The sequence below is a fragment of the Cellulomonas algicola genome (assembly GCF_019024305.1).
In the GTDB taxonomy this organism is placed as follows: Bacteria; Actinomycetota; Actinomycetes; order Actinomycetales; family Cellulomonadaceae; genus Cellulomonas; species Cellulomonas algicola.
The window spans coordinates 121,262-135,359 of record NZ_JAHKSJ010000006.1 but is presented as its reverse complement, the minus strand read 5'-3'; the positions used below and the strand labels follow the sequence as shown (position 1 = coordinate 135,359).

Below are 14,098 nucleotides of genomic sequence, written 5' to 3'. Positions count from 1 at the left end.
CCCGAACCCCGGAAGTACGGGACCCGTCCGCGCAAGGGAGCGTCGATGAGTCGGTCAGGCCTGGTCGAAACTATCGGAGTCGGGGTGCTGGCGCTGGGCCTGGTGGCCGCGCCGACGCTCGGCTCCGCACCCACCTCTACCGCACGAGCGGCGGACAGCGAGATCCTCCGCAGCGACTTCGAGGGCGGCACCTACGCCCCGTGGACGCCCTCCGGCAGCCCCACCCTCACGCTCGTGCCGGACCCGGACGGCGCGGGCACGAGCCTGAAGATCGCCGGCCGAACCGCCGGCTGGCAGGGCATCGCCCTCGACCTGGTCCCGCTGCTCGAGCCGGGCGAGGCGTACACCGTGAGCATGCGCGCGCGCCTGGCCGACGCCGACCAGCCCGCGGCGGGCGTGCACTTCACCGTCGACGCCCCGGCGGCGTCGAACCCGTACACCTGGGTCAGCGGGCCCAGCACGCTCGCCGCCGACGCGTGGACCACGATCAGCGGCTCGTACACGTTCGAGGAGGGTCTCGATGCCGCGCGCATGTACCTCGACGGCGGCGACGCGGCACCGTTCCCGGACGTCCTCGTCGACGACGTGGTGATCACGGGCGAGGAGCCGACCGACCCGGGTGGTGTCGTCCCCGGCGGCGCGGTGAACCCCACCACGACCCCGGTCGCGACCGCCCGCGGCACGGGCGACGTCGCGGCGCTGACGTTCGACGACGGCCCGAACGGCGCCACCACGACGGCGCTCCTCGACTTCCTGGCCGAGCGTGACATCACGGCGACGTTCTGCGTCATCGGCCAGAACATCCAGGCGCCCGGCGGTGCGGACGTGCTGCGGCGGATCGTCGCGGACGGCCACACGCTGTGCAACCACACGACGTCGTACGCCGACATGGGTGCGTGGAGCGCGGAGCAGGTGCGCGCGGACCTCGTCGAGAACCTCGGCATCATCCGCGACGCGCTCGGCGACCCGGACGCGAAGGTCCCGTACTTCCGGGCGCCGAACGGCAGCTGGGGCGTCACGCCCGGCGTGGCCGTCGCGCTCGGCATGCAGCCGCTCGCGGTGACGAACACGATCGACGACTGGGCGACGCAGGACGTCCCGACGCTCACGTCGAACCTGCGCGCCGCGATGAAGCCCGGCGAGGTCGTGCTCGCGCACGACGGCGGCGGCGACCGGTCCGGGACGCTCGCGGCGGTGCAGACGGTCGTCGACGAGCGGCTGGCCGCGGGCTGGCAGTTCACGCTGCCCACGGGCGGGCTCGACGACGGCGGTTCCGTGCCGACCGGCCTGAGCAACGACTTCGAGGAGGGCCTCGGCGTCTGGGGGCCGCGCGGTGACAACACGGTCACGCTGACCGACGACGCGCACGGTGGCGCTCAGGCGGCGCTCGTCGCGGACCGCACGCAGGCGTGGAACGGCATCGGAGCCACGGTCACGGACGTCTTCCAGACGGGCCGGACGTACTCGATCGACCTGTGGCTCAAGCTCGCCGCGGGTGCGACCGAGCCGGCCGACCTGCGCGTGTCCGTCCAGCGCGACAACGCGGGCGAGTCGACGTACGACACGGTCACGACCGCGACGGGCGTCACGGCCGACGCGTGGACCCACGTGCAGGCGTCCTACACGATGGCGGCTGCCGACTCGGCGCTGCTGTACGTCGAGTCGGCGTCGTCGCTCGCGTCGTTCGTGGTCGACGACGTCGTCGTGAGCGGCTCGACCGCCCCGCCGGTGCAGACGGACATCCCGTCCCTCCAGGACGAGCTGCCGTGGCCGGTCGGCGTCGCGATCGACGAGCGCGAGACGGTCGGCACGGGTGAGCAGCTGGTGGTCAAGCACTACGACCAGATCACCGCCGAGAACGCGATGAAGCCCGAGAGCATCCAGCCGACCGAGGGCACGTTCACCTTCGAGGCGGCGGACGCGCTCGTCGACAGCGCGATCGAGCACGGTCAGCGGGTCTACGGGCACACGCTCGTGTGGCACTCCCAGACGCCGGACTGGTTCTTCAACCACACCGACGGCACGCCGCTGACGAGCAGCGCCGCGGACCAGCAGATCCTGCGCGACCGCATGCGCACGCACATCGAGGCGGTCGCCGACCACTACCGCGAGAAGTACGGCGAGTACGGGACGGCGGGCAACCCGATCGTCGCGTTCGACGTCGTCAACGAGGCCATCGCGGAGAGCGAGAGCGACGGCCTGCGCAAGAGCCGCTGGTTCGAGGTCCTCGGTGAGCAGTTCCTCGACCTCGCGTTCGGGTACGCCAGCGAGGCGTTCAACGGCGGCGACACCGACGGACCGGTGCAGCTGTTCCTCAACGACTACAACACCGAGCTGCCCGCCAAGCGGCAGGCGATGCTCGCGGTCGTGAACCGGCTGCTCGACCGGGACGTCCCGCTCGACGGTCTGGGCCACCAGTTCCACGTCAACCTGCTCCAGCCGGTGTCGCAGATGAAGGCGAGCATCGACGCCTTCGCCCAGACCGGTCTGCTGCAGGCGGTCACGGAGCTCGACGCCCCGATCGACGGCACGGTCACGCAGGAGAAGCTCGTCGCGCAGGGCTACTACTACGCCGACGTGTTCGACATGCTGCGCGACTACCCGGACCTGTTCTCGGTGACCCTGTGGGGCCCGTACGACAGCCGGTCGTGGCGCGAGGGCGCGCCGCTGCCGTTCGACGACGACCTGCAGGCCAAGCCGGCCTACTGGGGCATCGTCGACCGGTCGGAGCTGCCGACGCTCACGCGCCAGGTCGACGCGCACCAGGGCACGCCCACGGGCGTCGACGACCCGACGTGGGCGCTCCTGCCCGAGACGTCGATCGGTGACGGTACCGGCTTCCAGCTGCGCTGGTCGGCCGACGGCCTCACCGCGTACGTCGAGGTCGCGGACGCGAGCGACGACGGCACCGAGGACGTCGTGGACGTCTTCGCCGGCGAGTCGCACGTCACGGTGAACCGCACGCAGGCCCAGGCCACGGCCACGGGCTACCGCCTCGCGGTCGCCGTCCCGGTCGCGGGTCTGACGGAGGGCGGCACCGTGCCGTTCGACGTGCGCGTGACCGACGGCGTCACGGGCGAGCAGCGGTCGTGGAACGACCTGTCGCACGGCCAGGAGGACGGCGAGCGCCTCGGCGTCGTCACGCTGATCGAGCCGATCGGCTTCGTCTCCGCGCCGCAGGCCGCCACCGCCCCGACGATCGACGGCACGGTCGACGACGTCTGGGCGACAGCCCCGGTCCTCACGACGGACACCCAGGTCGAGGGCACCCCGGGTGCCACGGCCGAGGTGCGGGTGCTGTGGCACGACGACGCGGTCGACGTGCTGCTCAAGGTCGCCGACCCGGTGGTCGACGAGTCCGCCACCAATGCGTGGGAGCAGGACTCGGTCGAGATCTTCGTCGACCCGGTCAACGCCAAGAACGGCGCGTACACCCCGCAGGACGGGCAGTACCGGATCAGCGCGAGCAACGCGCAGTCGGTCAGCGGCGACCTGTCGGTCATCGGTGAGCGGCTGACCAGCGCCACGGCGCTGATCGACGGCGGGTACGTCGTCGAGGCGTCGATCGCGCTGGGCCGCGACGCGGTCGCCGGCGACCTGGTCGGCCTGGACTTCCAGGTGAACGACGCGACCGACGGCGTGCGCGGCTCCGTCCGCACGTGGACCGACCCGACGGGCCGCTCGTACCAGAGCACCGCCCGCTGGGGCGTCCTCGAGCTCGCGGCACCGGTCGTCGAGCCGGGGCCGGTCCTGACCCTCGGGTCGGACAAGGTCGCGCCGGGCAAGAAGCTCGCCGTCGCGCTCGCCGACTTCCCGGCCAAGACCAAGGTGACCCTCGTGCTCGACCGCGTGGGCGACCGGCCGGCGACCCCGTCGTACGGCGGGCTGTTCGGCAAGCTCGTCGAGGGCGTGCACGACTGGTACTGGAAGGACGCCGAGCTCGGCACGGTGAAGACCGACGCCTCGGGTGCCGCGAGCACCAAGGTCAAGGTGCCCGTCTGGGTGCTGCCCGGCCAGTTCGAGGTCAAGGCCTACGTCGGCAAGGAGGCCGTGGCGAGCGCCCCGGTGCGCGTGACGTACTCCTGACCGACACCGCCCCGCCGCCCTGCCCGGCGGGGCGGTGCCCACCACGACGGCCCCGGACCCCTCCGTCCGGGGCCGTCGTCGTCGGAACCCGGCGCTCGTGCGGAAGGTCCGTCGCACCCGGCGTGACGGACCTTCCGCACGACAGGGCCGAGGGGTCCGTAGGGTGGCGGCGTGCAGCAGCAGCTCGACCCTGCGTGGGTCGCCCGGGTCGTCCAGGTCGCGCTCGACGAGGACCTCGGCCCCGCCCCCGGCCGGGACGTCACGTCGCAGGCGACGATCCCGCCCGACACCGTCGGCACCGCCCACCTCGTGGCACGCGCGGAGGGCGTCGTCGCCGGGCTCGTCGTCGTCCAGGAGGTCGTCGACCAGGTCGCGCAGCGACTCGGGACCGACGGCGTGACCGTGTCGCTCACCGTCGAGGACGGCGCACGCGTGTGGCGCGACGAGGTGCTCGCGGTGCTCGTGGGGCCCGTGCAGACGCTGCTCGTCGCGGAGCGGACCATGCTCAACCTCGCGTCGCGCGCGTCGGGCGTCGCGACGCACACCCGTCGCTGGGCGGACGTGCTGGACGGATCGGGCGCGCAGGTCCTCGACACGCGCAAGACGACGCCCGGCCTGCGGGCGCTCGAGAAGTACGCGGTCCGCTGCGGCGGGGGCACGAACAAGCGCATGGGGCTGTACGACGTCGCGATGGTCAAGGACAACCACGTCGTCGCGGCGGGCTCGGTCGCGGCGGCCGTCCGTGCGGTGCAGGAGCGCTTCCCCGACGTCGACATCCAGGTCGAGGCCGACACGCTCGACCAGGCGCTCGAGGCCGTCGCCGCCGGTGCGCGGTTCCTGCTGCTCGACAACATGCCGACGCCGCTGCTCGCCGAGGTGGTCGCGGCGGTCCGGGCCGGCGAGCCGACGACCGGCCGGGTCGAGCTCGAGGCGACCGGCAACCTCACGCTCGACCGGGCCGCCGAGGTCGCCGGCACGGGCGTCGACTACCTGTCGGTCGGCGGTCTCACGCACTCGTCGCCGATCCTCGACCTCGCGCTGGACCTCCAGGCGTCCTGACGACGGACGGGGGCGGCGCGGACGTGCCGTGCGCCGTCGCCGCGTCCGGCACGTCGTGGCCGTGGGGCGTCGTGCATCTCACGGCCGTCGCGCCGGGCGGGTCGGGCGGCGCCGGTAGAATCGCCCGGTGACCGCTGCGCCCGAGAACCCGGCCGAGAACGCCGCCGCCGACGCCCCCGTCGACGACACCCCCGAGCAGATCCAGGTCCGCCGCGCGAAGCGTGAGCGCCTGCTCGCCGAGGGGACCGAGGCCTACCCCGTGGTGGTGCCGCGCACGCACACGATCGCCGAGGTGCGCGCCGCGTACCCGGACCTCGAGCCGGGCACCGAGACCCAGGACGAGGTCGGGATCGCCGGCCGCGTCGTGTTCCTGCGGAACACCGGCAAGCTCTGCTTCGCGACGCTCCAGGACGGCGAGGGCAACCGCCTCCAGGCGATGCTGTCGCTCGCCGAGGTGGGCGAGGAGCGGCTGTCCGCGTTCAAGTCCGACGTCGACCTGGGCGACCACGTGTTCGTGCACGGGCGCGTCATCGCGTCGCGCCGCGGCGAGCTGTCGGTGTTCGCCGACGCGTGGTCGGTCGCCGCGAAGGCGCTGCGCCCGCTGCCCAACCTGTACGAGGGCACCGAGCTCTCGGAGGAGGCGCGCGTCCGGCAGCGGTACGTCGACCTCATCGTCAACCAGCGCTCGCGGGACATGGTCCGCACGCGGGCCGCGGTGCTGCGGTCCGTCCGGGAGAACCTGCACCAGCGCGGCTTCATCGAGGTCGAGACCCCGATGCTCCAGGTGCGCCCGGAGGGCGCGGCCGCGCGGCAGTTCGAGACGCACATGAACGCGTTCGACATCCCGCTGTTCCTGCGCATCGCGCCCGAGCTGTTCCTCAAGCGCGCCGCGGTCGGCGGCGTCGAGCGCGTCTTCGAGATCAACCGGAACTTCCGCAACGAGGGCGTCGACGCCACGCACTCTCCCGAGTTCGCGATGCTCGAGGCGTACGAGGCCTACGGCACGTACGACACGATCGCGGACCTCACGCAGGACCTGGTCCAGACGGCGGCGCGTGACGCGTTCGGCACGACGACGGTCACGCTGGCCGACGGCACCGAGTACGACGTGGGCGGCGAGTGGGCCCGGCTGCCGATGTACGACTCGCTGTCGGAGGCGCTCGGCGTCGAGATCACGCACGACACGACCGACGAGGTCCTGCTCGAGCTGCTCGAGAAGGCCGAGATCGAGCTCGCTCCCGGGCAGCGGAACCACGGGAAGATGGTCGAGGAGCTCTGGGAGCACCACGTCGGTCACGCATTGACGGCACCCACGTTCGTGCGCGATTTCCCGGTCGAGACGTCGCCCTTGGTGCGCGACCACCGCAGCAAGCACGGACTCGTCGAGAAGTGGGACCTCTACGTGCGCGGCATGGAGCTCGCGACCGGTTACTCGGAACTCGTTGACCCGGTCATCCAGAGGCAGCGGTTCGAGGCGCAGGCGGCGCTCGCGGCGCGCGGCGACGACGAGGCCATGCGAATCGATGAGGACTTTCTCACCGCGATGGAGTTCGCGATGCCGCCGTCGGGGGGGATGGGGATGGGGATCGACCGCCTGCTCATCGCGCTCACGGGCCTCGGCATCCGCGAGACGATCCTGTTCCCGCTCGTGAAGCCGCAGGGCTGACGCGTGGACGGGCTCACCGCGGCGCTGGCCGCGATCCTCCCCTCGATCGGTGTCGGGCTGATCTTCTGGTTCGCGATCCGCGCGCTCGTGAATGCGGACCGCACCGAACGGCAGGCATTGGCCAGAATGGATGCCGAGGAACGCCGCGCCGCGCAGCAGGAAGCGGTCACCACAAATGAGGAATCGAAGCGCGACCGTTTGACGTCCGAATAGTACGGGTGTCATGCTTCGCGGGTAAGCGAGAAAATCCCCTCCACGCACTTACCCCGGAGCGAACAATGGCTCAGAAGGTCCAGGTCCTGCTCGTCGACGACATCGACGGCGGAACGGCGGACGAGACGGTGACGTTCGCGCTCGACGGCGTCACCTACGAGATCGACCTCACGGCGGCGCACGCCTCGGAGCTGCGCGACGGTTTCGCGCAGTGGGTCGGCCACGCCCGCAAGGTCGGTGGCCGTTCGTCGTCGGCGCGCCCCGCCGGCCGCGGCGGCAGCAGCAACGCACGTCGCTCCTCGGGCGACGCCCAGGCGATCCGCGAGTGGGCGAAGGCCAACGGGCACCACGTCTCGGAGCGGGGTCGCATCTCCGCCGAGGTGAAGTCCGCGTACGACGCCGCGCACTGACGCGACGACTCCCGAAGCCCCCGGTGCCGACGAGCACCGGGGGCTTCGTCGTCCCGTCGATGGCGTCCGGGATCGTCGAGGGGAGTCGTTCGGACGGTCACGGACGCGTCACAGTTTCGATACTTGCGGCGACAGAACCGATAATTCGCTCCTCCGGCTGATACCGGAGCCGCAGCCTGACGCATAGGTTGGCGCGGTCACCTGTCAGCATTGCGCAAAGGAGCGTCGATGAGACAGCCGAGAGGCTTCGAAACTATCGGGATCGGCATCGTCGCCGTCGGCGTCATCGCCGCCCCGATCGTGGGCATCCTGCCCACCGCGACCACCGCCGCCGCGGCGTCGCCCACCGTCGTGTCGTCGACGACCTTCGAGGACGGCACGACCGGCATCTGGCAGCAGAGCGGCAACCCGACGGTGAGCGTCGTCGACGTCGACGGCGGCAAGGTCCTCCAGGTCGCGAACCGCGCGGCGGACTACGAGGGCGTCCAGACGGCGCCCGGTGCTCTCGCCGACCTCGTGCCCGGCACCGAGTACACGATCTCGATGCGCGCGCGCCTCGCCGACGGCACCACCGGCGGCCCCGCCGGCGTGCGGTTCGTCATGAAGCCCGCGTACACGTGGATCGGCAGCACGACCATGACCGCGGACGCGTGGACCACCGTCGCCGGGACGTACACCGTGCCCGCGACGGGCACGGCGCCATCCGACCTCCAGCTCTACCTCGGCACCGGTGACCTCACGGGCGCGTACACCTACCTCGTCGACGACCTCGTCATCACCGGCCCGGCCGCTGCCGGCGGTCCGAGCGTCGTGCTGACCAGCACCTTCGAGTCCGCCGGCCACGGCTGGACCGCGCGCGGCTCCGGCAGCACGACCGTCGCGACCACCACGACGCAGGCGCACGGCGGCACGTCGAGCCTGCTCGTCACGGGCCGCACCGCCGGCTGGAACGGCGCGCAGCACGACGTGTCGAGCCTGCTCACGACAGGCACCTACGACGTCGAGGCCTGGGTGCGGCTCGCCGACGGCGAGGCGGGCCCGGCCCAGCTGAACCTCGGCATGCAGACGCCCGGAGCGGCGAACGAGTACCCGTGGGTCGGCGGCCGCGTCGCCGTCACCGCGGGCGAGTGGACGAAGCTGTCCGGCACGTACACCGTCGACCCGGCGACGCCGCCGACCAACCTCTACGTCGAGTCCGACAGCGCGACCGCCTCGTTCCTCGTCGACGACGTCGTCATCACCGGCCAGGCGTCCACGGGCCCCGGCGAGGTGCCGGACGTCCCGCCGGGCGGCGCGCTCAACCCGACGACGACGCCCGTCGCGACCGCCGCGGCCGGGTCCGCTCCCGGCGTGAAGCGGGCCGCGCTCACCTTCGACGACGGCCCGAACGGCGCCGCCACGACCGAGCTGCTCGACTTCCTCGCCGCGAAGGACGTCCCGGCGACGTTCTGCGTCATCGGCCAGAACGTCACGACCGGCGACGGCGCGAGCGTGCTGCGTCGGATCGTGTCCGACGGCCACACCCTGTGCAACCACTCCACCGACTACAGCGCGATGGACGGGCTGACCCAGGCGCAGGCCGCGCAGAAGATGGCGCAGAACCTCACGACGATCCGGACCGCGCTCGGCGACGCGAACGCGCAGGTGCCGTTCTTCCGGGCGCCGAACGGCGCGTGGGGTCAGACGCCGGCAGCCGCCGTGTCGCTCGGCATGCAGCCGCTCGCCGTCACCAACCTCATCAACGACTGGGACGCGACCGTGCAGTCCGACGTCGAGGCGCTCAAGGCCAACCTGCGCGCTGCGATGAAGGACGGCGAGATCGTGCTCGTCCACGACGGCGGCGGCAACCGCGCCAACTCCGTCGCGGCGCTCAAGGCCGTCGTGCAGGAGCGGCTCGACGCCGGCTGGGAGTTCACGCTCCCGTCCGTGACGCTCGCGCCGTCGCAGCCCGTCGGGTCCACGGTGATCGACGCCGACTTCGAGGACGGCATGGACGGCTGGTTCGTCCGCGAGACGGGCAGCGGTACGCCGACGGCGACGGTCACGACGACCGCGGCCCACGGCGGCGCGCAAGCCGCGCTCGTCGCCAACCGCTCGTCGCAGGGTCACGGCCTCGCGTTCGACGTCGACGGCGTCCTCGTGCCCGGCACGCTCTACGAGCTGTCCGCGTGGGTGCGCTTCGCCGCGGGCCAGCCGGCCGACGACGTGTGGCTCACGGTCCGGCACGACGACGGCGGCACGCAGAAGTTCACGACGCTCGCGCAGGTGTCCGGCCAGTCGAACAGCCAGTGGGTCGAGCTCACGGCGTCGATCCGGCTGCCGGAGGGCTCCGACCTGCTCTACCTGGAGACCGACTACAACAACGGCAACACGTCCGACTTCCTGGTCGACGACATCGTCGTCACGGTCGCGTCGCCGCTGTCGATCGAGGAGGGCCTGACGCCGATCAAGGACACGCTGGACTTCCCGTTCGGCGCCGCGATCCAGGCCCGTGACACGGTCGACCCGTACGGCCGGCTGCTCACGAAGCACTTCGACCAGATCACGCCCGAGAACTTCATGAAGCCCGAGGCGTGGTACGACGCGAACGACCCGACCCACACGTTCGTCACGACGAACTCCGAGGCGGACGCGCTCATGACGTACGCGGCGGAGCACGACCTCAAGGTCTACGGGCACGTGCTCGTGTGGCACAGCCAGACGCCCGACTGGTTCTTCCAGGACGGCTCCGGTCGCTGGCTCACCGACAGCCCTGCCGACCAGGCGGTGCTGAAGGCCCGCCTGCGCACGCACATCGACAACGTCGCGCAGTACCTCAGCGACAAGTACGGCAAGTTCGGCAGCGCGACCAACCCGCTGTACGCGTTCGACGTCGTGAACGAGGTCGTCTCCGACGGCAGCGGCACCCCCGGCGGCATGCGCACGGGCCGGTGGTTCCAGGTGCTCGGCGAGGAGTTCGTCGACCTGTCCTTCGAGTACGCGAACGACGCCTTCAACGGCACGTACGCGGCGCCCGGGCAGTCGCACCCGGTGACGCTGTTCATCAACGACTACAACACCGAGCAGGCCGGCAAGCAGCAGCGCTACCACGACCTGATCGCGCGCATGATCGATCGCGGCGTCGAGTTCGACGGCATCGGGCACCAGTTCCACGTGAGCCTCGCGACGCCCGTGAGCACGCTCGCGGGAGCGCTGGACCGCATGGCCGACCTGGGCAAGGTCCAGGCGATCACCGAGTTCGACGTCACGACGGGCACCCCCGTGACCGAGGCCAAGCTGGTCGACCAGGGCTACTACTACCAGGACGCCTTCGACGCGTTCCGCGCGTTCCACGCGGAGACCGACCAGGTCTTCTCGGCGACCGTGTGGGGTCTCGTCGACGGCCGCTCGTGGCGCAACGACTCGGGCGCGCCGCTGGTGTTCGACGACCAGGTCAAGGCCAAGCCGGCGTACCACGGCATCGTCGACGCCTCGACGCTGCCTGCTCCCATGCGGGCCGCGAACGTCTTCCAGGGCACCGTGCCGCTGGACGACGACGCGACCTCCGCGCCCGACTGGGACCGGCTCCCGCTGCTCCCGATGGACGAGTCGGCGGCGTTCCAGCTCCGCTGGGAGGCCGACCACCTGACGGCGTTCGTCGTCGTGCCGGACGCGACCCCGGCCGCGTCGGACGGCCTCACGTTCTCGCTCGACGGTGAGACGTACGCGTTCGGGCGCGACGGCGCGGGCGACGTCGACGGTGTCGCGACGGAGCTGGGCGACGGCTGGGCCGCGGTGGTCCACCTGCCGCTCGACGCCGCCGCGGTCGGCGACCAGCTCGCGTTCGACGTCACGGCGACGGACGGCAGCACCACGGTCGGCTGGAACAAGCTCGGCGCGACCGGCACGCTCACGCTCGTCGAGCCGCTGTCGTACCTCGAGGTCGCGCCGGCGTCGTCGGCGCCGACGGTCGACGGCGAGGAGGACGCGGTCTGGGCCGACGCGGCCTCGGTCAGCACGACCAAGGTCGTCGGCGCCGGGTCGGACGCGGCGGGTGCCGTCGCGGACGTCAGGACGCTGTGGAAGGACGACACGCTCTACGTCCTCGCCACCGTCACGGACGCGGTCGTCAACACGGCCGGCTCCGACCCGTGGACGCAGGACTCGGTCGAGATCTTCGTCGACCCGGGCAACGCGAAGAACGGCTCCTACCGCTACGACGACACGCAGCTGCGCATCAGCGCGGACAACGTGGTGTCGGTCGGCACGGGTGACGAGGCCTACCAGAAGGCCAACCTCACCAGCGCCACGCGTCGCACCGCGTCGGGCTACGTCGTCGAGGCCGCCATCGGCCTGCACGACCAGGGCGGCGCCGGCACGTTCCACGGACTCGACTTCCAGGTCAACGACGCCACCGCCGACGGTGCGCGGACGTCGATCCACACCTGGGCCGAGCCCACCGGCACCGGCTACCAGACGACCGAGCGCTGGGGCGTCGGCCGGCTGGTCGAGGCCGCGGGCGAGGAGCCGGAGCCGTCGGCGCCGACCGTCGTCCTCGGGGCCGGCAAGGTGGCGCGCGGCGGCACCGTGCCCGTGGCGCTGTCCGGGTTCACGCCCGGGACGGTCGTCGACGTGGTGCTCGGGGCGGAGTCGCTCGTCGGCCAGGTCCAGGGCGGCGCACGGCTCATGGCCGCCCGAGCCGTCGGCAGCACCGGGCCGCTCGGGCTCGTCGTCGGGTCCTTCACCGTCGACGCGTCCGGCGGGGCCTCCGGGTCCGTGAGGATCCCGGCCACCACGGCCGTCGGCCGCTACGGCATCGCCGCCGCGGTCGACGACCAGGTCCTCGCGGCCACGGTCGTCGACGTCGTCGCCGCGGCTCCCGGCGGCGGCGCGTCGGGCGGCACCGGCGGGTCCGGTGGCGGCAGCCTCGCCACCACGGGCGCGCAGGTCGCGGGTCTCGTGCTCCTGGCTCTCGCGCTGCTCGGCGCGGGGACGGCGATGGTGCGCTCTCGCCGCCGCGGGACGCACGTGGCCTGACGCACCGCAGGACGACGAGGGCCCGGCCACCGCAGAGGCCGGGCCCTCGTCGTGCTTCCGGCGCCCGCCCACCCCACGACGAGAGCCCGGTCCCTCGGAGGGGCCGGGCTCTCGTGCGTCGGTGCTCGCGACTGTCAGAGCGGGCGGGTGCCGGTCAGCTCGCGGACGGCGGCGTACTGCTCGCGGACGCGCGCGACGGGGTCGGCGCTGTGCAGTGCCGCCTCGGCGGCGGCGGTCCACGACGGGGCGGTCGCGGAGCCCGACAGGACCCACGCGGCCTGGCGCGCGGCACCGTCGGCGACGTACTCGCCGGGCGTCGGCACGTGGACGGGCAGGCCGAAGACCGTCGGCGCGATCTCCCGCACGGCCCGCGACTGCGCGCCACCGCCGATGAGGAAGAGCCGCTCGACGGCGACCCCCTGGGCGCGGAGCGCGTCGATGCCGTCGGCGAGCGCGCAGAGCATGCCCTCGACGGCGGCGCGCGCGAGGTGCGCGGGCGTCGTGTTCGCGAGCCGCAGGCCGTGCAGCGCGCCGGTCGCGTCGGGCTTGTTGGGGGTGCGCTCGCCCTCGAGGTAGGGGACGAGGACGAGGCCGTCGGCACCGGCCGGCGCGGACAGCGCGAGCTCGGACAGGCCCGCGTGGTCGACGCCGAGCATGCGGGCGGCGGCGTCGAGGACGCGCGACGCGTTGAGCGTGCACGCGAGCGGCAGGAACGCGCCCGTCGCGTCGGCGAAGCCCGTCACCAGGCCCGAGCCGTCGGCGGTGGGCGAGGAGGCGATCGCGGAGACCACGCCCGACGTGCCGATCGACACGGCGACGTCGCCCGGGCCGAGACCCAGCGCGAGCGCGGCGGCCGCGTTATCGCCCGCACCGGGGCCGAGGACCGGCTCGCGCCCGCCGACGACGGCCCGCGGACCCGCCTCGGACGGGCCGAGCACGCGGGGCAGGTGCACCCGGTGGCCGAGCCCGCGCTCGAGCAGGTCGAGCCGGTAGTCGTTCGTCACCGGCGACCAGTAGCCCGTCCCGGACGCGTCTGAGCGGTCGGTCACGAGCTGGTCGAGGCCCGCGCCGCCCGAGCCGGCGCCGTTGCCGCTGAGGCGCCACGTCAGCCAGTCGTGGGGGAGCGCGACGGCGGCGACGCGGTCGGCGTTCTCCGGCTCGGCGTCGCGCAGCCAACGCAGCTTCGTGACGGTGAGCGACGCGACCGGGACCGAGCCGACGGCGTCGGCCCACGCCTGCGCGCCCTTCTCGGCGTCGCCGTCGCCGAGCTCCTCGACGAGGTCGAGAGCGGCCTGCGCGGAACGGGTGTCGTTCCACAGCAGCGCGTCGCGGACCACCTCGCCCGAGGAGTCGAGCGCGACCATGCCGTGCTGCTGCCCGCCGACGGAGATCGCGTCGACGTCGTCGAGGCCGCCGGCGTCCGCGATCGCGGTCTGCAGCGCGTCCCACCAGTGGCGCGGGTCGACGGACGTGCCGTCGGGGTGCGAGGCGCGGCCCTGGCGGACCAGCTCCCCGGTGTCGGCGTCGCGGACGACGACCTTGCAGGACTGCGTGGAGGAGTCCACGCCGGCGACGAGCGTCATGAGGCTTCCTTCGGCGGGCGGACCGGCGACGTCGCGCGGTCCGGGAGCGGGGCCGGGTGAGGGGT

The 14,098-nt window shown here is 72.7% G+C and carries 7 protein-coding genes; 6 read left to right on the top strand and 1 reads right to left on the bottom strand.

Annotated elements, in window-relative coordinates; translation table 11 throughout:
* Positions 1–45: 45 nt before the first annotated feature.
* The 6 genes from KOV94_RS04750 (at position 46) to KOV94_RS04725 (ending at position 12,450) form a co-directional block, all read left to right on the top strand.
* Complete coding sequence (locus KOV94_RS04750; protein WP_218051341.1) at positions 46–4,086, top strand: endo-1,4-beta-xylanase; 4,041 nt, start codon at positions 46–48, stop codon at positions 4,084–4,086.
* Between the two features lie 171 nt (positions 4,087–4,257).
* The gene (gene nadC, locus KOV94_RS04745) at positions 4,258–5,145 is read left to right on the top strand and encodes a carboxylating nicotinate-nucleotide diphosphorylase (RefSeq protein ID WP_218051340.1); all 888 of its coding nucleotides are present in this window, start codon (positions 4,258–4,260) and stop codon (positions 5,143–5,145) included.
* Positions 5,146–5,272: 127 nt separating this feature from the next.
* Positions 5,273–6,811, top strand: coding sequence for a lysine--tRNA ligase (gene lysS, locus KOV94_RS04740; protein WP_124343196.1), 1,539 nt, complete (start codon positions 5,273–5,275; stop codon positions 6,809–6,811).
* Between the two features lie 3 nt (positions 6,812–6,814).
* Complete coding sequence (locus KOV94_RS04735; RefSeq protein ID WP_124343195.1) at positions 6,815–7,024, top strand: hypothetical protein; 210 nt, start codon at positions 6,815–6,817, stop codon at positions 7,022–7,024.
* Between the two features lie 65 nt (positions 7,025–7,089).
* Positions 7,090–7,434, top strand: coding sequence for a histone-like nucleoid-structuring protein Lsr2 (locus KOV94_RS04730; RefSeq protein ID WP_124343194.1), 345 nt, complete (start codon positions 7,090–7,092; stop codon positions 7,432–7,434).
* Positions 7,435–7,662: 228 nt separating this feature from the next.
* Positions 7,663–12,450: an endo-1,4-beta-xylanase gene (locus tag KOV94_RS04725; protein WP_218051339.1), complete on the top strand. Its 4,788-nt coding sequence runs from the start codon at positions 7,663–7,665 to the stop codon at positions 12,448–12,450.
* A gap of 134 nt (positions 12,451–12,584) precedes the next feature.
* Here KOV94_RS04725 and xylB read toward each other — a convergent pair whose 3' ends face one another.
* Positions 12,585–14,033 carry a xylulokinase gene (xylB, locus tag KOV94_RS04720; RefSeq protein ID WP_124343192.1) on the bottom strand — a complete coding sequence of 483 codons (1,449 nt, stop codon included), beginning with the start codon at positions 14,031–14,033 and terminating at the stop codon, positions 12,585–12,587.
* Between the last annotated feature and the right edge of the window lie 65 nt (positions 14,034–14,098).

What these genes read in the sequence shown, in the direction of transcription:
- KOV94_RS04725 (WP_218051339.1), top strand. Translation starts at nt 7,663, where the DNA reads ATGAGACAGCCGAGAGGCTTCGAAACTATCGGGATCGGCATCGTCGCC.
- xylB (WP_124343192.1), bottom strand. Translation starts at nt 14,033, where the DNA reads ATGACGCTCGTCGCCGGCGTGGACTCCTCCACGCAGTCCTGCAAGGTC.
- KOV94_RS04730 (WP_124343194.1), top strand. Translation starts at nt 7,090, where the DNA reads ATGGCTCAGAAGGTCCAGGTCCTGCTCGTCGACGACATCGACGGCGGA.
- KOV94_RS04750 (WP_218051341.1), top strand. Translation starts at nt 46, where the DNA reads ATGAGTCGGTCAGGCCTGGTCGAAACTATCGGAGTCGGGGTGCTGGCG.